Raw genomic sequence first — 20,828 nt, 5'->3', positions numbered from 1 at the left:
CCAATTCTGGAATTATTGGGAAGGATATCCCCTTATACAAAAAAGTTAACCAATGAAAGAATTCTGGAACAGTAGGTATCAGGAAAAAGAGTATGCTTATGGTTTGGAGCCTAACCTTTTTTTCAAAAGCGAATTGATAAAATTAATTCCGGGAAAGGCGCTTTTTCCAGCAGAAGGAGAAGGTAGAAACGCAGTATTTGCGGCCAAATCAGGCTGGGAAGTCACTGCATTTGATATTTCGGAGGCTGGCAGAAACAAAGCCATTCAATGGGCAGAAAAGAATCAGGTACACTTGGATTACCAAGTGGCTTCCCTGGAAGAATTTAATACTGAAGCTGATTCCTTTGACTTGCTTGTTTTGATTTTTGCCCATTTCCCTCCATCGGTCCGAAAAATTTATCATCAAAAGCTTGCCTCCTTTCTGAAGCCCGGTGGTGTTTTGATCTTGGAGGCTTTTTCCAAAAAGCATAGTGAGTTCAACTCGGTCAATGATAAATCAGGGGGACCTAAAGATCCGGCAATGCTGTTTTCAAAAGAGGAATTGCTGAAGGACTTTGAAGGCTTCTCTATCCGAATTTTGGAAGAGTCGGTGGTCGAATTAGAAGAAGGATTATACCACGTGGGTAAATCTTCGGTGATTCGAATGGTAGCGGTTAAGAATTAGAAGGGTAAGGCTGGATTTTCAAACTAACTTTACTAACTTGAAAGAAACTTTTTTGCCTATGGAAACCGAAAAGCGAGTTTGTCAAAATTGCGGAAAACCAATTCAGGGTCGGCCAGACAAGAAATTTTGCGATGATGCCTGCCGAAATACCTTTAATAATCAGCAGAATGCAATTACGACCAATCTGATCCGCAACATTAACCATGCGCTCAAACGCAACCGAAATATTCTTGCAGGTATTTTGCCGGAAGGAGAAAAATTGGTCAAAACCACCCGCGAAAAATTAACCCGGGAAGGATTTAATTTCCGCTACTTCACCCATGTCTATCAAAACCAAAAAGGAAACTTGTATCACTATTGCTACGATTTTGGCTATTTGCCTCTAGAGGGGGATTGGTTTTTGATTGTGAGAGGGAAGGAGTAATGTAACTTTTATTCCTCGATTTTCCCCGGTTCTCTTGCACCCGTGCCTTTTCGATTGGTGAGTTTATCGCCCATGTCTTCCCGTGCCTGCTCTGCAAATTCCTGTAACTGGCAAACCACTTCAGGAAAATTGCTATGAAGGTCCTTGGTTTCACCTGGATCAGTGGAAAGGTCAAATAGCATTTCCTTCTCCAAGGGTAGGTGACTGTATTTTACCGGAAGTCCATCATTTCGTGGTTGGGAGCCAGCAGGGATCGTTCGATACATGTGTGGAAAAACCAACTTCCATTTCCCAAAAATTACCGCCTGAAGTTCATTTTGGTTGTAATAGATGAAATAAGGTTTTTCAGGCATAGACTTTCCCTGTAGCATTTCCCAGATATTACGTCCGTCTATTGGAAGTTTTGGGAGATTGGAATTCGTAATCCTTGCAAGGGTAGGCAAGATGTCTATGGTCATTGCGGCTTGTTTTTGAACAGACCCGGAGGGGATTTGCCCGGGCCAAAAAAAGATGGCAGGAACCCTGATTCCTCCTTCCCAGGAAGTTCCTTTGCCTTCTTTTAGACTTCCTTTCAAACCCGCATGACCTCCATAAGAGAGCCATGGGCCATTGTCAGAGGTGAAAATGATGAGAGTGTTTTCTTCAAGGTTCAATTCTTTAAGCTTTTTTCGAATTTGACCCACAGACCAGTCAATTTCCATCATGACGTCACCGTACAATCCTTGCTCGGATTTTCCTCTGAATTTGTCAGAGACAAAAAGAGGAACATGAGGCATACTATGTGCGAGGTATAGGAAAAAGGGCTTTTCCCTGTTTTGTTCTATGAATTCCAGGGATTTATGGGTGTACCAGGTGGTGAGTTCGCTTTGGTCTTCGAGAAGCGCAATGGTTTTTTCGCCTTCGATCAGCGGAAGAGGAGGGTAGTAATTTTTGGTTTCAGGATGATTGGGCCACATGTCATTGGAGTAGGGCAGTCCAAAAAACCGGTCAAATCCCTGTTTTGTGGGCAAAAAATCTTTCTGATGGCCCAAATGCCATTTGCCGACCATTGCTGTAGCATAGCCTTTCGTCTTAAGCATTTCTGCGATGGTCGTTTCTTTGGGATTCAGTCCATGTTTGGACATATGATCCAGTGCACCGTGTATGCCAATTCTATTGGAATAGGCCCCAGTCAACAAAGCTGCCCTGGAGGCGCTGCACACTGCTTGAGCCACATAAAACTGCTCAAATCTCATCCCGTCCGCAGCCAATTGATCCAGATGTGGCGTTGTCCAGCCTTTGGCTCCATAAACTCCCAAATCTCCATAGGCCAAGTCATCTGCAAAAATCAGAATGATATTAGGATTCTGGTCTGTTAGGCTTTTTTCTGAGAAGGAAAAAAGCAGGTGGTAGAGGAGCTTAATAAACAAGAAAAGAATGCTCATGCTGAAATCAATGGGTGGTTCTGGTAAATCCTTTGACTGATTATTTTCATTCTTGATATTCAAAAATTAAGAATGGATTGAACGAAATCGGACTATTGGATTCCAAAATGTACAGTCGTTTTTTTGAAAAAATAAGTTTAAGAGGTTTTTGAAGCGTTTTTATTTTGGTATTCGTCTTGATGTGAAATGGACACTAAACCAACAATACTTATTATGAATACCAAATCCACCCATTCATTTACCTTGTTAGGGGTAATTTCATTGGGTTTACTTTTAGGGGCATGTCAAGATGAAATCGATGCGCCCTTACCCGAGATTAGCGAAATCAAACATGAGAAATTAGTTCATCCCGAGTATTTTACCTACGGGACACCCAAGGTGATCGACTTGGATCGGGATGGAACTGTGGATTTTCAGTTTGGGGTTACGCTCATGGGGAATGAGCTCGGGGATCATTACCAATTTGTTATCTCACCAGTTAGGTCAAACACTGCCCTGGTAAACGAATCGGAAGTGATTCCACTGGAAGAGGGTTTTGAAATTGGGGCCAGTGCGCAGCAGAATGGCAGAGTTTGGGATATTGGATTGGGTAAATTCCAGACCAAACTTCAAAAGCAAATAGGAGAACCTTCTTGGTCAGGCAATTGGAGTACTATTCCTGATGGCTTGGTAGGAATACGATTTTCAATCGATAACAAAAATCATTACGGATGGATTAAGATTGCCAGTGATCCCTATTCAAGCAGAATGGCAATTTTGGAATATGCTTTTCGGTTGGAACCGGAAAAATCTATTCAATCAGGTCAGACCAAATGAAGTAGGGAATAGGAAAAATTTCTGGATAGGTGCTGATCTTTTAATCTAATCTATCCCAGATGGTTTTTCCTATTTTTTTTCCTTGTGCCACTCCATTTTCGATGGCATCTCTAAAGTGAATTCCCCCATATAAGCGGGAGATAGAGGCTTCCTCAGCTGCTTGGTAGAAAGAAGAAAAAGCACGCTCCGGCAATCCAAAATAAACCTCTGAGCTATCTACGAAGTCAAAACTGTCACCAAAATATCCGGTAAGAATTTCGGCCGAAGCGCTGCTGATGACAGAATGCCCTGAGGTGTATTCCGGGAAAGGAGGGGTTTGAAGTAGGGGTTTCCAGTCAGAATCCAATTTTTGGTGGATAACGGTCTCCGGACGGATTCGGTTGGTATCGTATTTAGCCTTCCAACAGGAGACAAAAGCATCGTGAAGCGTGGTGCCAATCAAGGCATGGATGTAGGCAGTTTCCGCAAAGCTGAGGTTCGCTTTTTCTGAAGCGATCCCTGTGATTCCGATCCAATGACCACCGGGAGAAATTTTCTTTACCCCAATCGCCATGTGCCCTGAAAATTCTACCTTGAAGGGGTTACAATCCCAAAAGTTGGCAATCAGCTTTTGCTCTTCGGTGAGGGATTTGCCCACCTGATAGACTTCCTGAAGCTGGATTTGGAAAGAACTTCCCTCGTTCAGGTCGAATGGGGCCATTGCTGAGGGCTTGAAATCTTCCAGGTTTTGCAGATAGAAAGTCTTCATCGTTCTCCATTCAGGTTCTACAGCTGCCATGTAGGCAGGAGGAGTAGGGAACCAAAACCCTTCACCTTCCTTGGGTGTGTATCGAGTCAGCGCGGTTAGCTGAATGTATCCGTCTTTTCGTGCCAAGTCCAGAACGAAATCAGCAGCTTTTTGAGCCAGCTGAAGGTGTGTGTCCAGGTTTTTCTTTGAAATAATTTTTTCTTTTAGCCCTTTCTTAATCCAATTCTCCTTTGCCTCCTTGAGAAGGTATCCCGAAGGCATGATCTTTTCTCCCACCAAAAACATGGCATAAACTGCAGCAAATTCATGGGATTGGATTTCTGTCTCCAGAAAAGGAAAATCGGGTTTTGGGAAATTGCCGAATGCTAAAAAGTCCTTAAATCTTAAATCAGGATTTGAATCTAAAACTGTGACATAAGCGCCCAGAGTGGAATACGAATAAATTCTGGCGGCTACCGGTGGACTGGCCACATCGGTGACCATTACCTCGGTGATACGGAAAAGTTCTTGCGAGTAAATTTTTGCCCAATTATGACCTGATTTCTGAGCCCAAACTGGAGAGGTGAGAATGAAAAATAGATATAGCCAACTAAGAATTAATTTTTCTTTCATTTTAACCTATAGATTTCAGGTTGTTTTTGATTGATTCCAAAAATGAAGGACTTGTTTTCACCATCCTTGATTTCCAATATCGATTTGATATCTCCTTTAATACGCAGTCCTGACTCTTCTGGTGTCAAAGGTCTAAACTGACCTTCCCCTAATCCTACCATGACAAGCCCCAATCCTGCATCGATCTTTCCGATCCGGATTCGTGCCTGACTTTGATTTCCTCCAAAAATCACATCCATCCTCCCATCTTCATTCACATCAGAGATGTGAATAGCATACACAGGGAAGTATTGGGCCTCAGATGGAAGTCGGTGAGCTTTGAATTCCCCTCCGATATTTTCAAAGTAAAAGGATTCAAGCGTTTTGATTTCCAGTTTTTGAGCATTTTGTAACTCTTGGGCTGAAAACAAATCCGGGATTTTGGCTTTGGAATAGCTTGCGTAATCGGTGAACTTACTTCTCATGCTGACCATTTGGTCGAGCAGTTCATCCCGGCTGGCAAAAGGAAAGTAGCCGTCTCCAATCAGACATTCAAAAATCGGATCGAGGCTGCCGTTTTGATCAAAATCTGCCGCATAAAGACTCAGAGGGAATTCTTGAGAAGCCTTCAGTTGGGAATTGATTCCAAAGTTACCTAACAGCAAATCCAGATCACCATCTCCGTCCATATCGGCTTGTTTCATGGTATTCCACCACCCTGAAAGGTTGGAATCAAAATAATTCAAGCTTTCCTCAAAGCCATTTTCTGTTTGAATCAATGCCTTTGGCGCCATGAATTCTCCAGCCAGAATAAGGTCGTCATTTCCGTCACCGTTGAGGTCTTGCACCGCCGAACCGGTAAGCATTCCGATTCTTGGATTTTTCAAATAGGTCGAAGTTTGATCTGAAAAATTTCCTCTTCCGTCATTGACCAAAATTTTGGATTCCGGGAATTCGGGATACCGACCGGGGATGATTTTTCCACCCACAAATAAATCAGGAAATCCATCTTGGTTGACATCCAAAACGGCAGCGGTCCCAGTACTGATGGAATACTTAGGGAATGAGGACTGGGGGACCAGCACTCCGGTTCCATCATTAAGATAAAACCGATCCTGCAAGGCCTCATCGGAAGTTAGATAGTCCTGATAACCTCCGCTTCCCAAGAAAAGATCCAAGGCCCCATCCCGATTGAAATCCTCAAAAACGACCACAGCATCCGTAAAGTCCGCGGAAGACCTGAATCCTCTGTAAACTTCCCAATCTCCCTTTTTCCACGTATACATTCTTGCAGGAATCCCTTTGGATCCTCCTATGAAAACCTCTGGATTTCCATCCGAATTCAGGTCGGCTGTACCCATGATGGGCCCCAAATGACTTGGCATGGTAAGCAATAGAGGTTGACGCTTAAAGTCATTGACTGAAGAAAGGCTGGGGTTGAAGTCTAAATTCGTTACTTGTTTTTCGAATAAAGGGATTGGAGTCCATTTTATCTGATTATCTGATTCAGTGGGCTGGTATTCAATTGTTACTAGTTGATTTACCGGAGAGGAATTTAGCTTTTGGATTTTTTGATCTGGCCAGGTAATGAGTATGCTGTCGATTTTAACCTGATCACCCAAACCAAAATGTAAACGGTAGGAGCTGGACGACTGAAATCCCCTTACCGGTTGTAGTTCCTGGAAAAAGCGTTGACTCCCTGTGTAGACTTCAACTGTGGCTCCAATTGCTGAGAGATTTTTTCCTTTAAACTTCAACGCCAGCTGAATCCAATTTCCCTTGGAGCTCTTGTTTTCAAAAATTTCTGAAACTTGATTAAGATGATTGACTACAAGATCTAAATCGCCATCGTTGTCCAAATCGGCAAATCCGGCCCCACTGGAGAAATTTTTGGCGGAAAATCCACTGGCTAAGGATAGGTTTTTGAATTGGATATTTCCTTGATTTTCAAAAAAATAATTATGAATAGGAGTAGAGGTCATGGAAGTGACCAGATGGAGTGTGTCTGCTTTTTCTTTTGCGATAGCTTGCTTGAAATAGTAGTCTCCTTTGTATTTCAGAAAGTCGCGATTGGTATAGTCCCGGTAGTAACCATTAGTGATGAATAGGTCCTTGTTTCCATCGTTATTTGCATCAAAAAACAGGGCAGACCAACTCCAGTCGGTATTGGATATGCCTAACGCCTGACCTACCTCAGAAAAGTATCCGTTTCCCCGATTGAGATGGAGCATATTTCGCATCAGTTGATGGTGAAAACCCTGTCGGATCATCAGGTTGTACTGCTCGTAGTTTTCGGGTCCATAAAGTAATTTTTGCCGTTCGTTGTCCTCCGGTAGCATATCAAGCGTAAAAATGTCAGGGAGGCCATCATTGTTTATATCCGCGATATCCGCTCCCATGGAGAAGTGGGAGATATGTTGCAGATGATCGGGCAATTGGTCCTCAAAGGTGCCGTCTCCCTTATTGATATAGAGGTAATCAGGCTCGATGTAGTCGTTGGTAACCAAAAGATCCATCCACCCATCTTGGTTGATATCAGACGCAATCACAGCCAATCCAAATCCCAACGCTGAACCCTTGATTCCGGCCTGCTCGCTGATGTCGGTAAATTTGCCTCCTTCATTTCTGTAGAGTTTATCACCGGCATAGGGATGTCGGGCATTTCTCTCCCGGTCAAACTCCAGTTCATTGATCACCTCGATGTGGTGATTGAGTAAAAAAAGATCCAGATCCCCGTCGTTGTCAAAGTCAAAAAATAATCCTTGAGTCGAATTGGAAGGGTCATCGATCCCGTATTCTTTTGCTTTTTCGGAGAATTTGAAGTTTCCTTCATTGATCCAGAGTTCGTTTCGTCTGGATTCAGGTAATTTTTTGCCCGAATAGCAGACATAAATGTCCAAAAGCCCGTCTCCATTTACATCAGCCATACTTACTCCTGTGGTCCAGGAATCCTTTCCAGCTATACCTGCCGACTTGGTCATGTCTTCAAACTTCAGTTCCCCTAGGTTCTTGTATAGTTTGTTTCCGGTCATGTTCCCGGTAAAAAAAATATCATCCAACCCATCGTTGTTCAGATCACCCACAGCCACACCTCCACCATTATAGAAATATTCATAGCGAAGAATATTGTTTTGTTGATCTTCTTTCAGCTGGTTTTTAAAGGTAATTCCAGATTTTTTGGCTGGTACTCCCTCGAAAACGGATTGGTATTTCTGGCCAATCCCTTCCTTTCCAAAAGAGATAAAGGAAACCCAAAAAAGAATCAGCGTCCGAAAAAACAATCGCATATGAGAGTAGAAAAAGGCCTAACCCAGTCTATTAATGACATCTTCAAACAGCTTCTCATTGACTACGGCTACGCCTCCCATTAAGCCGACGTCTTTACCAAGCTGGTACAAAGCCAATTGAGTTTTTTCACGGGATTTGGCCATGCTGTAGATATTGAGTGCTTGCTGGATCGGGGTGATCAAATATTGATTTGCTTCAGCAACTGATCCTCCAATGATGATCAATTCAGGATTGAGGAGTTGAATTAGTATAGAAATACCCCGGCCAAGATCCAATCCGGCTTCGGAAAGTATGGTAATGGCGCGCTGATCTCCTGCCAATGCCGCTTCTACCACCAAGCCGGGCTCCAGTTCACCCTGATGGTCTCGTACCATTCGTGCCAGAATGCTGTCCTTATCCAGTTTTATAGCTTCTTCTGCCATGCGGACGATGGCTGTGCCGGATGCAACGGCTTCCAAACACCCTTTTTTGCCACAGGTACAGGTGACTTCCCTGGATTCGAAAATCGGAGAATGTGAAAATTCCCCTGCAAACCCGGAGGCACCTTGATAGATTTTTCCGTCGATGATGATTCCTAACCCAATACCCCAGCCGATGAATATTCCCAAGACATTTTTATTGGAATGTTCGGAGCCAAATTTAAACTCGGCCAAAGTCATGGCACGGGCATCATTTTCAAGGAATATTTTTTTCTGAAACCTGGCTTCAAGGTTTTCTAGAAGGGTTTTCTTTCCAAACCGCAGGTAGGTGTAGTTGACCCCTCCAATGGAATCAACCAATCCAGGCATTGAAAATCCGATTGCGATTATTTTTTCAGATGTAATTCCGGTTCTTTCTCCGTAATGGTCTATCTGATCGCAGAGATGATCAAAAGTTTCCTTTTCGTTGTTTAGGGTGATTTTGAAGGATTCTTTTTCAAAAGCCAGTTCATGATTGCAATTGTAGAGTGCCAGATTCATGTTGAACTTGGACAAATCCACTGACAATACATAAAATGCATCTGGAGCCAAGCGATAAAGGTCGGGTTTTCGTCCACCTTGGGATTCAGCACGTCCCTGTTTGATCACTTCTCCCGAACTCATCAGATCACCAAGCAGTGAATTCACGGTAGGAAGAGAGATTCCTATTTCATTACAAATTTCACTGGCGGTATTTGCTCCCTTGAGATAGAGGTTTTTGATAATCTTGATTTTATTTAGGTAGCTTTTAATTTCTACCACACCTTCCATCTTAGAGATGATTTCCTGAGGATTGATTAAGTTCATAAGATTAAAGTAATCCCTGAAATAAGGTAAATTTTAGAATTCAAAAAACACTTCTTGAAAAAATTCAAATAATGTTGATGGTTTTCTATAAAGAAACCCAATTAATTTTCCTTAACTGTTCATTTTTCTCAAAAGATTTAAATTTGAAATCAGATTTTGGGTTTTGGTGGAATTGTTAAGTTTGCAACTTTAAATTTTCACTATGACTGTTTTAAAAGTAAATCCAAATCTGGAAAAAGAGCAAGTTTTTGACCTTGTTGAGAAATACCTGACTGAGTCAGGATTTGAAATTAGCTCCAAAGATTTTGAACGTCCTTGGGGAGGTTTTTTTGTAATCAATGAAAATCAAATCCGGGAGTTTCAAAAAATGTTTTTCCCACAGGTAACGCTTTCTGAAGTCCAATTCTCAAGGAAGTTAAGTCCTAAGTTTTTGTTGGTAGCGCCCGGTGCCAGGTTGTCTTGGCAATACCATCACAGGCGTGCGGAGCTTTGGAATCTGGTGGCAGGAAAAGCTGCTATTTCCAGAAGTATGAACGATACCCAAGGACCTGTCGAGAAGCTGGAGATTGGAGATTTGATTTCCCTTCAAAAAGGAGAAAGACACCGGTTGATTGGTTCTGATTCTTGGGGGGTTGTAGCCGAGATTTGGATGCATTCAGACCCTGAACATCCGTCTGACGAATCAGATATTGTGAGACTTGCGGACGATTACGCCAGAAAATAAATAAAGCCTGGGTCATCACTCCCAGGCTTTAAAAAATTTGTTTTTTTGGTCCGTAGCTCAATCACCCTTAAAATAAACTTATTGCAGTTTAAAAAAGTCTGCGGACAAGTCGAAAATGGAATTGAATTTAATTATAATTTGCTAAAATCCAAATAATTACATGTGAAAAGTTTCATGTACTAGATCAAATGCATTTTTAATTATTTAGAGCTTTTCGATTTGTTTTGCGATTTCCTCAGCCTCAGCCATTAGCTTATCTGCAGCTGTCCTGTTTGAGTGAGATAATTTATGCGCCTCAGCCATCATTTTCGCGTAGGTCTCCTGAAGCTTTTCTTTTTCTGATTTCTTTTTGAATAATCCAAACATGTCCGTTTTTTTTTAGGACAAAACCCAAGCTTGCCTTAGATTGTTTAAGGTAAAAACTGCACGGTTTTTTGGGGCTCCTGTATAATTTCGTCGTCTTTATAGTTGACTAAATCTTCCAGTCTTCCTGCAGAATTATAGAATCTCCATGGGCCTTGTTTTTTTCCATCCTTCATAGCTCCTTCGGATGCCTTCTTACCTGTTTCATGGTAATAGATCCAAAGTCCATCAGCTTTACCTAACTTATAGTTACCCTCGGATTCCTTTTGGCCGTTGACGTAATACGTGATCCTCGTCCCATCTCCATTTTCCAGAGTTCCCTTGTTCATGGTGGTTTTACCATCAAAACTGTAGTAATCACTGACATTCATCAGGCGGCCATTATCCCAAAATTCCTCTTGGGTCAATTGTTTATTATCATAGAAAAGACCCCAAATTCCATTTTCAAAACCCAAGTTATAAGATCCTACTGATTTAAGCTGACCCCCATCGTAGTAATAAAACCACTGTCCATTTTCCATCCCCAAGACATATTCCCCCTCCGCTATAAGCACTCCTATTTTATTGAAGTATTTCCACAGTCCTGTTTTTAAATCATTTCTGTATTCTCCTATGGAATACAATTGACCATCAGGGTAAAAATTCTTCCAAACTCCGCTTCTCGCACCACCTTCATATTGGCCCTGAACAGAAAGTTGACCGGAACTGTGGTATTCCACATATTCACCCACCGGCACACCCAATTCAAATTGTTTCCTTTTGGAAATAGCCTTATTTGGGAAATATTCCTCCCAAATACCCACGGCAATGTCGCTTTCGTACCTTTCGACCCGAGCTAGACGATTGGTCTGATAGTAATATTTCCATTCTCCCACCCGATTACCGGAGTCATCAAAATATTCCTCAGCCTCCAAAGTCTTTGTCCCAGGGAAATATCGTTTCCATTCCCCAATCTTTTTTCCGTTTTTATAATTGCCGGTTTCAAGAATGAGATTGGGTAAAGAATACCTTTTGAAATTCCCTTCAAATTGGCCTTTTGTTGCCATTGCTTCCGTAATCACATTTCCTTCAGGATCATATTCAATGTAAGGACCTTCCCTTAGCCCTTCTTGATAGAATTCCCGAATGGCCATTTCTCCAAATTCATAAAAGGTAATCCATTGACCTGTCTTGAGGCCATTCTCGAATTGGCCTTCGATCCTAACGGTTTTAGGATCGATGTAGGAAGGATTTCCTGTTTTCCCAAAGTATTCGATGTATTTTCCCACCAAAACACTGTCCTGAAAAATCATTTCACGTTTTAGCGCACCATCTTCATCATAATATTTGGCTGGTCCGAAAAGCTTCCCATCCCGATAATCAGCCATTTCTTTTCTTTTCCCATTAGGATAAAATTGGATCCAGGTACCATCTCTTTTTCCATTTTTAAAAGTGCCTTCCATTAGAAGGGTGTTGGTTTTGGGGTTATAATATTTCCAAAGACCGGTTCTGATAAAATTATCTACCACTCCGGTCGCCATAACAGAGGAATCAGGAGAGTACTGTACAGTAAGTTTAGTTTCCTGGGCGAAAATGGTAAATTGAAGGAGAGAAAAAACTGCGAGCAGCCAATATTTCATAAGGAGGAAATTTCTGGTGGGTATGCAATGGACCCGTAAAAACGGGTATTTCGGGAACTATGAATTAACAACGCAATAATTCTATTCCCAGTTTAAAATTAATCGAAATCGTCTTTTACTCCTTATGACTTTTGATTTAGTTCTAGGATTTTTTTGATTTCTGACTTCAAACAGTTCTCCAGCTCATTTTTTTCTTTCTCCACCTGGATTTCTTTTATCCAAAGTTTGAAGGTGGTTGAATTTATAGGTTCGATTTCTGCTATTCGTTCGGTGTATTTTTTATTTAGGATCAGTTCCGGAAAATCCCAAGGCTTATCAACCAGTCCAAAATGAAAGCCATTTTCCAAAAGTAAAGGACTAGGAAAGGAAATGTTTTTTCCGAAAAATAAAGCCAGGTACATTCCATGGCCAAACCAGTTGAGAAATCGAATGTTCAGACCTGAATCAAGATCAAAATCTCTTACCAAATCCAGGACCAAGTAGGGGAAACCTTCCAAGTCATTCCCCTTTGTGATCTTCTTTCCTTTGGATGAAGGGAAAAATTGTTTCAACTCCTCATTGGAAAAAGAATTTCCAACTTCCTCGAACACTTCGATAAACTGATATTTGAGTTGATTTTGTCTTTGAATCAAAGATTTATCAAGCCAAAGATCCAGATCAAGAGGAGTTCTAGAAGAATTCATGGTTTACCAACGAAGCAAGGCAGATGCCCATGCAAATCCGGAACCAAAAGCTGCCAGACATACCAAGTCACCTTCTTTCAAGCGTCCCTGTTCCCATGCTTGGGAGAGGGCAATCGGGATTGTTCCTGCTGTAGTATTTCCCAGATACATGATATTGTTAAATACTTTTTCATCCGGAAGCTGAAGTTTTTGTTGGATGTATTGGCTGATTCTCAAATTTGCCTGATGAGGTACCAAAAGATCGATTTCCTCTTTATTGATTCCATTGAAATCCAAGGCTTCCTGAATAACTTCCATAAATCTGACTACCGCATGCTTGAACACCGCATTGCCGTTCATTTTCAGAAAAAAGTCGCCTCGATCGATTAACTCCTTAGAAATTCTAACTTCACCGCTTGAGCTTGGGGCAATGCAATACAATTCTTCGGCATGGGCCCCTTCTGCATGTAGGTGAGTACTCAGGATTCCGGGTTGATCAGATTCTACTCTACCAACAACAACCGCTCCGGCCCCATCGGCAAAAATCACTGCGCTGGATCTGCCTTCATCACTTTTGTCCAATGCAGAAGACTGAATTTCTGCGCCCACAACCAATATTTTCTTGTACATGCCGGTTTTAATGAATTGATCAGCGACAGAAAGGGCATATATAAATCCCGAACAGGCATTGCGTATATCTAGGGCACCGATGGAAGTAAGTCCCAATTCTCTTTGGAGGAGAACACCATTGCCCGGCAAGAAATAATCGGAGGTAATGGTGGCAAAGATGATGAAGTCTATTTCCTTAGGAGAAACTTTGGCTCTTTCCATAGCCATCCTGCTGGCTTTAGCCGACATGTTAGTGACTGTATCTACTCCTGGCGTAAACCATCTTCTTTCTTGAATCCCCGTACGTTCCACAATCCATTCATTGGAAGTGTTCATCATTTGGGAGAGTTCCTCATTGGTCACTATACGTTCAGGCACATAGTGACCTGCTCCGAGAATTCGAGATTTGAACATTGGGATTTGGGTTTATCTACTTCGAACTTTAATAAGTCGTCAAATATCGGGACTGAAGACCAGTACTACAAAAACAAACTTTTAAGGACTCTATCAGCCAAACAAGGTGTAGTTTCCGAATTGATCCATAGGAGATGTCCTTCTGATGATTCCAGGAGAATCATTTTGCACCGAGTTGACTAAAGGGGAAACCGTATAACTGAGCATTAATTCTGGTGGATAAGGTCCCAGCATGTTGATGAGTTCGGACTCTGAAGTATACTTGTCCAACCATTTTTTTTCCTGATCTCTTTTTAAGATTACTGGCATTCTGTCATGAACTTCTTCCACGACTTCATTGGGAGTCGTCGTCAGGATCAAAAAAGTATGCTGTGATTCTCCAGTCACTGTTTCATATTCTTCCCAGATTCCGGCAAAAGCAAAAATGTCTTCATCTCTTAAGGTGAATCGATAGGGTATTTTGGTTTTTTTTCCCAGTTTTTTCCATTCAAAAAATCCGTCAGCGGGTATTAAACATCGCCTTCTTTGAAAAGAATTTTTGAAGGAAATTTTTTCATTTACTGTCTCCGCTTTTGCATTAATCAATTTTTGGGAAACAGGTTTGTTTTGACCAAAGTCTGGAGTGATGCCCCAATAGAAGAAGGAGAACCCCTTTGGGCTGTCCGAAGTAATGACCGGGACAAGCTGTGTGGGAGCAATATTGTAGCGAGGCTTAAAGTCAGCAAGCATTTCAGCCTGGAACCGCTCTTCTAGTTCGATTTTACTTTTGCTCAGGGAGTATCTGCCGCACATGGTCTATTTGTTGGGGGATTTGGGCGGAAGTTAGAGATCATGGGTAATAAATTCAACTGCCCGAGCTTCAGAGTAATAGCTTTTTTCTTTGGAGGCAGAAGTAAAGCCTACGTGACCACCGTGTTTTGGAAATTCAAAATGAACCAAATCCAGCTTTTTGGCGAGTTTTTCAGGGAAACAGGTATTGCTCAAAAAGGGATCATTTTGTGCATTTAACACCAAAGCGGGCACTTCTATTTTGTCCAAAAACTGCAAGGATGAATTGACCTGATAATATTCATCCGCATCTGCAAATCCATGCAAAGGTCCTGTAAACACATCGTCAAAATCCCGGAGGGTTTTCAATTTTTTTAACTTTTGCAGATCAAATTCTTTCGGAAAATAAGTGGCTTTCTTTTCCACTTTTTCTATCAGGGTTTTCAAAAAGCGCTTGGAATAAATGATATTCTCTCCTGAAGAAATTTTTTCGCAGGATTTTCCCAAATCCAAGGGGACAGAAATGGCCACACCTTTCTTGATTTTGGGTAAAGAGGACCTTATTTCTCCCAAGAATTTTAAGGTCAGATTTCCTCCGAGGCTGAAGCCCACAAGGAAGATTTCTTCATAATCTTTTTCGGCATGACGGACTACTTTTTCCAAATCATAGGTGGCTCCACTGTGATAAAAAATAGGTTGTCGATTCAATTCCTCTCCGCAACCTCTGTAATTCCAAGCCAACACGTCAAAGCCAACTTGGCGAAATGAATTGACCATCCCTAGCATGTATGGCCTGCTGCTGTTGCCCTCAAGTCCATGGCTGACAATCACCAATCTAGAACTATCAGTCCTGTACCAGTCGAGATCTAGAAAATCCCCATCCAAAGTTTCGATCCGTTCACGGACTGAATTTGGAACAAAAACTTGTCTGAAAAGGGCAGGGTAAATCGTTTCTAAGTGCCCGTTAAATAGCCATTTAGGCCTTTTGAAAGAGCTTTGAGAAATCAGAGGCATGATGGGAATTGGCCGAAAACTGCTCGGAAATTACAGGATATAAATTTGAATAAAGCGTTTTTAAAAACTATTTTTGGGCACTTTATAAACGAACAAGCTCAAAAATACCTATGGCCGAAATTATTAGAATGCCAAAAATGAGTGACACCATGGAAGAGGGTGTGATTGCGTCCTGGTTGAAAAAAGTAGGTGACACGGTTAAGCCAGGGGATATCCTTGCTGAAGTGGAGACCGACAAAGCGACCATGGAGCTGGAATCCTACGAAGAAGGTGTTCTATTATACATTGGAGTAAAAGAGAAAGATTCGGTACCGGTAAATGGTATCATCGCCATAATCGGAGAAAAAGGTGAGGATTTTCAGCATCTGTTGAATGGTACCTCGGCCACTCCGGCCAAAAAAGAAGAAGCTCCTGCTGCACCACAGGCAGAGGCTCCAAAAAGTGCTCCTGCACCAGTTGAAAAGATCGATACTTCCAATATTCATGCTACGGTCATCACTATGCCTAAAATGAGTGATACCATGCAGGAAGGCACCATCGCAGCATGGCTGAAAAAAGTAGGAGATGCAGTGAAATCCGGTGAAATCATTGCAGAAGTGGAAACCGATAAGGCGACCATGGAGCTTGAATCCTACGAAGATGGTGTGCTTCTATATATTGGAGTAGAAGCCGGAAACAGCGTGGCTGTAGATGGCGTAATTGCCGTAATTGGAGAGAAAGGGGCTGATTATCAGACTTTATTGAAAGCTCATCAGGGTGGGGGCAAATCTTCTGTCCCTGTAGAATCACCAACTGCCCCAGTAGCTGAGAAGAAAGAAACTCCTTCAGCTCCTTCACCACAACCCGCCGCTCCAACGTCTGTACCCGCTCCTGTGACTGCAGGAGAGCGAGTGAAGGCTTCACCTTTAGCGAAGAAAATCGCAGCTGAGAAAGGTCTGGATATCCGTCAGGTAGCTGGCTCCGGTGAAGGAGGAAGAATCGTGAAGAAGGACGTAGAGACCTTTGTGCCAGCACCTGCTCCTCAGGCAGCCCCAGCGCAAGTGGCTGCTTCTTCAGCTCCAGTTCTTGGACAGGAAAGCTTCCGTGAGGAGAAAGTATCTCAGATGCGTAAGACTATTGCCAAAAGACTGGCAGAGAGCAAGTATTCTGCTCCGCACTTCTATCTTACAATGGAAATCAACATGGATAAGGCCATCGAAGCAAGAAAGAGCATGAATGAGTTTTCTCCTGTGAAGATTTCTTTCAACGATATGGTGATCAAGGCTGCCGCAGCCGCTTTGCGCCAGCATCCAAAAGTTAATTCCAGCTGGTTGGGTGACAAAATTCGTTACAACGACCACATTCATATCGGAATGGCAGTAGCTGTGGAAGAAGGCTTGCTGGTTCCTGTGATCCGATTTGCAGACAGCCTGTCGCTTTCTCAGATTTCCAATCAGGCAAAGACTTTGGGTGCAAAAGCAAAGAACAAAGAGCTTCAGCCAAAAGATTGGGAAGGAAACACCTTTACCATCTCCAACTTGGGCATGTTTGGCATCGAGGAGTTTACTGCGATTATCAATCCGCCTGATGCCTGTATCTTGGCCGTAGGTGGCATCAAAGAAACGGTGATCGTAAAAGACGGTCAGATGAAAATCGGAAATATAATGAAAGTTACCCTCAGCTGTGACCACAGAGTAGTGGATGGAGCAGTGGGTTCTGCTTTCCTTCAGACGCTGAAAGGCTTGCTAGAAGATCCGGTTAGAATTCTGGTCTAAAAAATACCTGTCAAAAAGTCCTGTTCCGATAGCTTCGGGACAGGACTTTTTGCTTTTGTATGGTAATTGTAAGGTTTGTCATTAAAGTTGTTCAAACCAAAAAATCATTAAATGTTCGGAGTTCTAGGTTGTCTTGGTTGAACCTTGAACTCTGAACCAGGAACTTTTTGAACAAAAAACTAATAGCTATCCAAAAATGGAAAAAATCAAATCAACTACCGTCGTCGCGATCCGACATAATGGAGAAGTAGTCATTGGAGCAGATGGTCAGGCGACTTTGGGAAATACCGTTGCCAAAAGTACCGTCAAAAAAATCCGTGTTTTACAAGGAGGAAAGATTGTAACCGGATTTGCAGGGTCTACAGCGGATGCGTTTACCCTGCTGGAAAAGTTTGAAGAAAAACTCAATTCCTTCGGAAATAATATGAAGCGTGCGGCAGTCGAACTTGCCAAAGAATGGCGAATGGATCGGATGCTCAGTCGATTGGAAGCGATGATGATCGTAGCTGACAAAGACGATATCCTGATCATCTCAGGCACAGGAGATGTGATAGAACCCGATATGGAAATTGCCACGATCGGTTCCGGAAGCATGTTTGCCCAGTCTGCAGCTAGGGCGATGAAAAAATTTGCCCCTAACTTGACTGCCGAGGAAATGGTTAGAGAAAGCCTCCATATCGCCGCAGATGTTTGCATCTACACCAACCATAATCTGGTGATCGAAAAAGTAAAAGCTTAAGCTTATAATCAAAATCCTAATCAAAGCCGGAAAAGAATTCCGGCTTTTTTTGTGTTTCGCAAAACCTGAAGCGGACCTTGGGTGTTATTTAGGTGATTTATCAGATTCCAATGGAAACACCTACTGTCAAAAAGACAAGCAAAAAAGATTACCGCAAGCTGATTTTGGAAGGTTTTGTAAACCATGTCCTAGAACATGGCACTCAGCCTGCCTCTGTATTCAAGTTTGCAAAAGAGTTAAAAATGAAGGAAGAGGAGTTTTATACCTACTTTACTTCATTTGAAGCAATCAAGTCCGCTATCTGGGTTTCGATTTACGATGCTACCTTAGAAGCGATTGAAGCCCAAGAGGTATTCAAGGAATACAGCGCAAGGGAAAAATTTCTAAGCTTTCTCTTTACTTGGATTGAAGAATTAAAGAAAAACCGATCTTATCTTCTGAGTTTGTATGCAGATAAAACTCAGTCTATCAAGTCCCTACCTGTAGATACCAAAGAGTTTAAAGATAAATTCAAGGAATTTGCCGGTGAAATTATTTTGGAAGGAAAGGAGACACAGGAGATCGCTAGCAGACCTTTCATCACCGAAAAATATGACGAGGCACTTTGGCTTCAGGTAGCTTTTGTGTTCAGGTATTGGCTGGACGATCGGAGCCCAAGATTTGAAAAGACAGACGCTGCCATCGAAAAATCCGTCAATTTGGCTTTTGACTTAATGGGTAAAAGTGCACTCGATACCTTCTTGGATTTCGCCAAGTTCCTCTACCAAAACAAATAATCCATGTCTGGCAAAGTAAAAGAACAGGAAGCCATTCCGGTTTCCAAAGTGCAGCGGGCTGCCAAATTCATTTCCACAGGAGCAAAAGTAGGAGGGAACTACGTCAAGCATTACGCGAAAAAAATTGTCAATCCATCTCTGAACAAAGAGGAACTGCATCAAAATAATGCCTCCGATATCTACAATTCGCTGAGCGAACTCAAAGGATCTGCCTTGAAAGTCGCTCAGATGATGTCCATGGACAAAAATCTGCTTCCAAGAGCTTATCAGGATAAGTTTACGATGGCGCAGTATTCTGCTCCGCCTTTGTCTTATCCTCTTGTAGTAAAGACCTTTCAAAAGTACTTCGGGAAAACCCCAGAGCAGCTGTTTGATACCTTCACCCGATCCGCAGTCAATGCGGCATCTATTGGTCAGGTTCATCAGGCTACTAAAAATGGACAGACTTTGGCAGTCAAAATCCAATACCCCGGTGTGGCTGATTCGGTAAGCTCTGACCTCAAATTGGTGAGGCCTTTTGCGCTTAGAATTCTGAATATGAACGAAAAGGAACTCGACCATTACATGGAAGAGGTAGAAGAACGCTTGATCGAGGAGACGGATTATCATTTGGAAGTGGAGCGTTCCCGTGAAATCTCTGCGGCTTGTTCGCATATTCCAAATCTTCGGTTTCCTAAGTACTACGACGAGTGGAGTTCGGAGCGAATTATCACGATGGATTGGATTTCCGGTAAGCACATCAAAGAGTGGATGGAAACCAATCCCAGCCAAAAGCTGAAAAACCAGGTAGGTCAGGCACTTTGGGACTTTTACCATCACCAAGTGCATAACCTGAAGCAAGTGCATGCGGATCCGCATCCGGGAAATTTTATTATTGAGCCAGACGGAACTTTGGGGATCATCGACTTTGGTTGTGTCAAGGTGATTCCTGAGGACTTTTATCAAGGTTACTTTGCCCTGATCAAAAAGGAACTGGTGATGAAAGAAGAGGAACTCAATCAGGTGTTTTATTCTTTGGACTTCATTTCGGATAAAGATACCGAAGAGGAGAAAGTTTACTTCAAAGGAGTATTCAAGGAAATGATCTCCCTGTTGGGCAAGCCTTTCCATGTGGATCGATTCGACTTTGCGGATGACAGTTATTTTGAGCAGATTTTCCTTTTGGGAGATCGCATCTCGAATGACAAGATGTTTAAAAAATCCCGACAGGCCAGGGGATCGAGACATGGTTTGTATATCAATCGAACCTACTTTGGGCTGTATAATCTGCTCAATCAGCTACAGGCCGAAGTGGATACGACCAAGCCCGATTGGTTGAAATGATCAGTTTAGAGAATTAGGAAAGTCCTCGATTTTATCGGGGATTTTTTTTGATTTAATCAGTTTCTCAAAGAAGATTGATATTTGTTTCCAAAAAGTGTAACTTTCTCTAGTGAGAATCATATCCGAAAAAGTCCTCTTTGATTTTATTAAAAAAACATCCAGATTCTAGGGCTTCCCTTGAAAAGTGGGTGGAGACGATAAAGATTTTAAAGTTGGAAAATCTTAATCAGTTGAAAGGGATATTTAGATCTGCTGATATACTTCCAAAGAATCGAGTTGTATTCAACATTGGAGGAAATAATTATAGGCTGATTACTGGTATTCATATAGCAAAACCTGGCAAACAGGATGTGGTGTTTACTATTTGGATAGGTACTCATGCAGAATATGACAAAATCGACGCAATTAACGTTTGAATAGACATGGAAACTTTAGATAAACCAAAATTGAAAATTCTGGAAAATGATGCTGAATATTATCAAGCATTAGATTACCTCAAGAGTTTGATTGATGAGGGACTAGTTCAGCCAGGAACTGAAGAGGAAAATTATCTTGAGGTCATGTCAGTTTTGGTTGAAAAATATGAGGAGGAAAAAGGATTTAAACTGGACTTTGATAAGTCAGATCCAATTGATTGGTTGAAATATTTTCTTGACGAAAATGGTCTTCAGCAAAAAGACTTAATTCCGGCCTTGGGTCCATCCAGTAGAGTGTCTGAAATCATGAACAAAAAGCGGCCATTAAGTCTGAAACAGATTAAGAATTTGAATCGGCAGTTTGGAATTCCAGTTCAGCTTCTCATTAAGTGAAAGGTGAGTTTTTAAAATGGATTGCCACTGATGT

20 protein-coding genes are annotated in these 20,828 nt (G+C 42.1%); 10 read left to right on the top strand and 10 right to left on the bottom strand.

Features of this window, described 5'->3' with window-relative positions; all coding sequences use genetic code 11:
• Positions 1 to 52: 52 nt before the first annotated feature.
• Complete coding sequence (locus DDT91_RS17365; RefSeq protein ID WP_187177461.1) at positions 53 to 664, top strand: bifunctional 2-polyprenyl-6-hydroxyphenol methylase/3-demethylubiquinol 3-O-methyltransferase UbiG; 612 nt, start codon at positions 53 to 55, stop codon at positions 662 to 664.
• 58 nt (positions 665 to 722) lie between these two features.
• Complete coding sequence (locus DDT91_RS17360) at positions 723 to 1,088, top strand: DUF2116 family Zn-ribbon domain-containing protein (protein ID WP_187177460.1); 366 nt, start codon at positions 723 to 725, stop codon at positions 1,086 to 1,088.
• An 8-nt stretch (positions 1,089 to 1,096) separates the two neighbouring features.
• Here DDT91_RS17360 and DDT91_RS17355 read toward each other — a convergent pair whose 3' ends face one another.
• On the bottom strand, positions 1,097 to 2,512 hold the full coding sequence (locus DDT91_RS17355) for a sulfatase (RefSeq protein ID WP_187177459.1): 1,416 nt from the start codon (positions 2,510 to 2,512) through the stop codon (positions 1,097 to 1,099).
• Positions 2,513 to 2,725: 213 nt separating this feature from the next.
• Between DDT91_RS17355 and DDT91_RS17350 the strand changes: the two genes are divergently transcribed.
• On the top strand, positions 2,726 to 3,328 hold the full coding sequence (locus DDT91_RS17350) for a hypothetical protein (RefSeq protein ID WP_187177458.1): 603 nt from the start codon (positions 2,726 to 2,728) through the stop codon (positions 3,326 to 3,328).
• 40 nt (positions 3,329 to 3,368) lie between these two features.
• Here DDT91_RS17350 and DDT91_RS17345 read toward each other — a convergent pair whose 3' ends face one another.
• From DDT91_RS17345 to DDT91_RS17335, 3 genes are read right to left on the bottom strand one after another with little or no spacing between them, the layout of a single operon-like run.
• Positions 3,369 to 4,688, bottom strand: coding sequence for a vanadium-dependent haloperoxidase (locus DDT91_RS17345; RefSeq protein ID WP_187177457.1), 1,320 nt, complete (start codon positions 4,686 to 4,688; stop codon positions 3,369 to 3,371).
• Positions 4,685 to 7,954, bottom strand: coding sequence for a VCBS repeat-containing protein (locus DDT91_RS17340; protein ID WP_187177456.1), 3,270 nt, complete (start codon positions 7,952 to 7,954; stop codon positions 4,685 to 4,687). The genes DDT91_RS17345 and DDT91_RS17340 overlap by 4 nt, the downstream gene beginning before the upstream one ends.
• Positions 7,955 to 7,972: 18 nt before the next feature.
• Positions 7,973 to 9,220 carry an ROK family transcriptional regulator gene (locus DDT91_RS17335; protein ID WP_187177455.1) on the bottom strand — a complete coding sequence of 416 codons (1,248 nt, stop codon included), beginning with the start codon at positions 9,218 to 9,220 and terminating at the stop codon, positions 7,973 to 7,975.
• Positions 9,221 to 9,422: 202 nt separating this feature from the next.
• On the opposite strand from DDT91_RS17335, the gene DDT91_RS17330 reads away from it, so the two are divergent.
• Positions 9,423 to 9,944 (top strand): phosphoheptose isomerase, encoded by a 522-nt coding sequence (locus DDT91_RS17330; protein WP_187177454.1) that lies wholly within the window; start codon positions 9,423 to 9,425, stop codon positions 9,942 to 9,944.
• A 204-nt stretch (positions 9,945 to 10,148) separates the two neighbouring features.
• Here the strand turns inward: DDT91_RS17330 and DDT91_RS17325 are convergent, their stop codons facing one another.
• The 6 genes from DDT91_RS17325 to DDT91_RS17300 all read right to left on the bottom strand — a co-directional run bounded on the left by DDT91_RS17325 (position 10,149) and on the right by DDT91_RS17300 (position 15,393).
• Positions 10,149 to 10,310 carry a Lacal_2735 family protein gene (locus DDT91_RS17325; RefSeq protein ID WP_187177453.1) on the bottom strand — a complete coding sequence of 54 codons (162 nt, stop codon included), beginning with the start codon at positions 10,308 to 10,310 and terminating at the stop codon, positions 10,149 to 10,151.
• Positions 10,311 to 10,354: 44 nt separating this feature from the next.
• Positions 10,355 to 11,926, bottom strand: a complete 1,572-nt coding sequence (locus DDT91_RS17320) for a toxin-antitoxin system YwqK family antitoxin (protein WP_187177452.1) — start codon at positions 11,924 to 11,926, stop codon at positions 10,355 to 10,357.
• A 122-nt stretch (positions 11,927 to 12,048) separates the two neighbouring features.
• Complete coding sequence (locus DDT91_RS17315; protein WP_187177451.1) at positions 12,049 to 12,609, bottom strand: hypothetical protein; 561 nt, start codon at positions 12,607 to 12,609, stop codon at positions 12,049 to 12,051.
• Positions 12,610 to 12,612: 3 nt separating this feature from the next.
• The gene (locus DDT91_RS17310) at positions 12,613 to 13,611 is read right to left on the bottom strand and encodes a 3-oxoacyl-ACP synthase III family protein (protein WP_187177450.1); all 999 of its coding nucleotides are present in this window, start codon (positions 13,609 to 13,611) and stop codon (positions 12,613 to 12,615) included.
• Between the two features lie 93 nt (positions 13,612 to 13,704).
• Positions 13,705 to 14,403 (bottom strand): SOS response-associated peptidase, encoded by a 699-nt coding sequence (locus tag DDT91_RS17305; RefSeq protein WP_187177449.1) that lies wholly within the window; start codon positions 14,401 to 14,403, stop codon positions 13,705 to 13,707.
• A 30-nt stretch (positions 14,404 to 14,433) separates the two neighbouring features.
• Positions 14,434 to 15,393, bottom strand: a complete 960-nt coding sequence (locus DDT91_RS17300; RefSeq protein ID WP_187177448.1) for a YheT family hydrolase — start codon at positions 15,391 to 15,393, stop codon at positions 14,434 to 14,436.
• A 110-nt stretch (positions 15,394 to 15,503) separates the two neighbouring features.
• On the opposite strand from DDT91_RS17300, the gene DDT91_RS17295 reads away from it, so the two are divergent.
• From DDT91_RS17295 to DDT91_RS17270, 6 genes are all read left to right on the top strand, one after another.
• A complete protein-coding gene (locus tag DDT91_RS17295; protein WP_187177447.1) occupies positions 15,504 to 17,147 on the top strand; it encodes a pyruvate dehydrogenase complex dihydrolipoamide acetyltransferase in 1,644 nt (547 codons plus the stop codon).
• A 196-nt stretch (positions 17,148 to 17,343) separates the two neighbouring features.
• Positions 17,344 to 17,886, top strand: a complete 543-nt coding sequence (hslV, locus tag DDT91_RS17290; protein WP_111391065.1) for an ATP-dependent protease subunit HslV — start codon at positions 17,344 to 17,346, stop codon at positions 17,884 to 17,886.
• Positions 17,887 to 17,996: 110 nt separating this feature from the next.
• Entirely contained in the window at positions 17,997 to 18,662 is a 666-nt protein-coding gene (locus tag DDT91_RS17285; RefSeq protein ID WP_187177446.1) for a TetR family transcriptional regulator C-terminal domain-containing protein, read from the top strand.
• Between the two features lie 3 nt (positions 18,663 to 18,665).
• Positions 18,666 to 19,985: an AarF/ABC1/UbiB kinase family protein gene (locus DDT91_RS17280; RefSeq protein ID WP_187177445.1), complete on the top strand. Its 1,320-nt coding sequence runs from the start codon at positions 18,666 to 18,668 to the stop codon at positions 19,983 to 19,985.
• Positions 19,986 to 20,173: 188 nt separating this feature from the next.
• Entirely contained in the window at positions 20,174 to 20,401 is a 228-nt protein-coding gene (locus DDT91_RS20880) for a type II toxin-antitoxin system HigB family toxin (protein ID WP_370539337.1), read from the top strand.
• 6 nt (positions 20,402 to 20,407) lie between these two features.
• Positions 20,408 to 20,794, top strand: a complete 387-nt coding sequence (locus tag DDT91_RS17270) for a type II toxin-antitoxin system HigA family antitoxin (protein WP_187177444.1) — start codon at positions 20,408 to 20,410, stop codon at positions 20,792 to 20,794.
• Positions 20,795 to 20,828 lie beyond the last annotated feature (34 nt).

This window comes from Algoriphagus sp. AK58, from assembly GCF_014324365.1.
Classification (GTDB): Bacteria; Bacteroidota; Bacteroidia; order Cytophagales; family Cyclobacteriaceae; genus Algoriphagus.
The sequence above is the reverse complement of the archived record's forward strand: the minus strand, read 5'-3'. Positions and strand labels throughout refer to the sequence as shown.

Bases quoted from the DNA above. Each gene is read 5' to 3' on its own strand.
- DDT91_RS17360 (WP_187177460.1), top strand. From the start codon at position 723: ATGGAAACCGAAAAGCGAGTTTGTCAAAATTGCGGAAAACCAATTCAG.
- DDT91_RS17320 (WP_187177452.1), bottom strand. From the start codon at position 11,926: ATGAAATATTGGCTGCTCGCAGTTTTTTCTCTCCTTCAATTTACCATT.
- DDT91_RS17270 (WP_187177444.1), top strand. From the start codon at position 20,408: ATGGAAACTTTAGATAAACCAAAATTGAAAATTCTGGAAAATGATGCT.
- DDT91_RS17315 (WP_187177451.1), bottom strand. From the start codon at position 12,609: ATGAATTCTTCTAGAACTCCTCTTGATCTGGATCTTTGGCTTGATAAA.
- DDT91_RS17335 (WP_187177455.1), bottom strand. From the start codon at position 9,220: ATGAACTTAATCAATCCTCAGGAAATCATCTCTAAGATGGAAGGTGTG.
- DDT91_RS17310 (WP_187177450.1), bottom strand. From the start codon at position 13,611: ATGTTCAAATCTCGAATTCTCGGAGCAGGTCACTATGTGCCTGAACGT.
- DDT91_RS17280 (WP_187177445.1), top strand. From the start codon at position 18,666: ATGTCTGGCAAAGTAAAAGAACAGGAAGCCATTCCGGTTTCCAAAGTG.
- hslV (WP_111391065.1), top strand. From the start codon at position 17,344: ATGGAAAAAATCAAATCAACTACCGTCGTCGCGATCCGACATAATGGA.
- DDT91_RS17345 (WP_187177457.1), bottom strand. From the start codon at position 4,688: ATGAAAGAAAAATTAATTCTTAGTTGGCTATATCTATTTTTCATTCTC.
- DDT91_RS17300 (WP_187177448.1), bottom strand. From the start codon at position 15,393: ATGCCTCTGATTTCTCAAAGCTCTTTCAAAAGGCCTAAATGGCTATTT.
- DDT91_RS17325 (WP_187177453.1), bottom strand. From the start codon at position 10,310: ATGTTTGGATTATTCAAAAAGAAATCAGAAAAAGAAAAGCTTCAGGAG.
- DDT91_RS17365 (WP_187177461.1), top strand. From the start codon at position 53: ATGAAAGAATTCTGGAACAGTAGGTATCAGGAAAAAGAGTATGCTTAT.
- DDT91_RS17285 (WP_187177446.1), top strand. From the start codon at position 17,997: ATGGAAACACCTACTGTCAAAAAGACAAGCAAAAAAGATTACCGCAAG.
- DDT91_RS17355 (WP_187177459.1), bottom strand. From the start codon at position 2,512: ATGAGCATTCTTTTCTTGTTTATTAAGCTCCTCTACCACCTGCTTTTT.
- DDT91_RS17305 (WP_187177449.1), bottom strand. From the start codon at position 14,403: ATGTGCGGCAGATACTCCCTGAGCAAAAGTAAAATCGAACTAGAAGAG.
- DDT91_RS17295 (WP_187177447.1), top strand. From the start codon at position 15,504: ATGGCCGAAATTATTAGAATGCCAAAAATGAGTGACACCATGGAAGAG.
- DDT91_RS17350 (WP_187177458.1), top strand. From the start codon at position 2,726: ATGAATACCAAATCCACCCATTCATTTACCTTGTTAGGGGTAATTTCA.
- DDT91_RS17340 (WP_187177456.1), bottom strand. From the start codon at position 7,954: ATGCGATTGTTTTTTCGGACGCTGATTCTTTTTTGGGTTTCCTTTATC.
- DDT91_RS17330 (WP_187177454.1), top strand. From the start codon at position 9,423: ATGACTGTTTTAAAAGTAAATCCAAATCTGGAAAAAGAGCAAGTTTTT.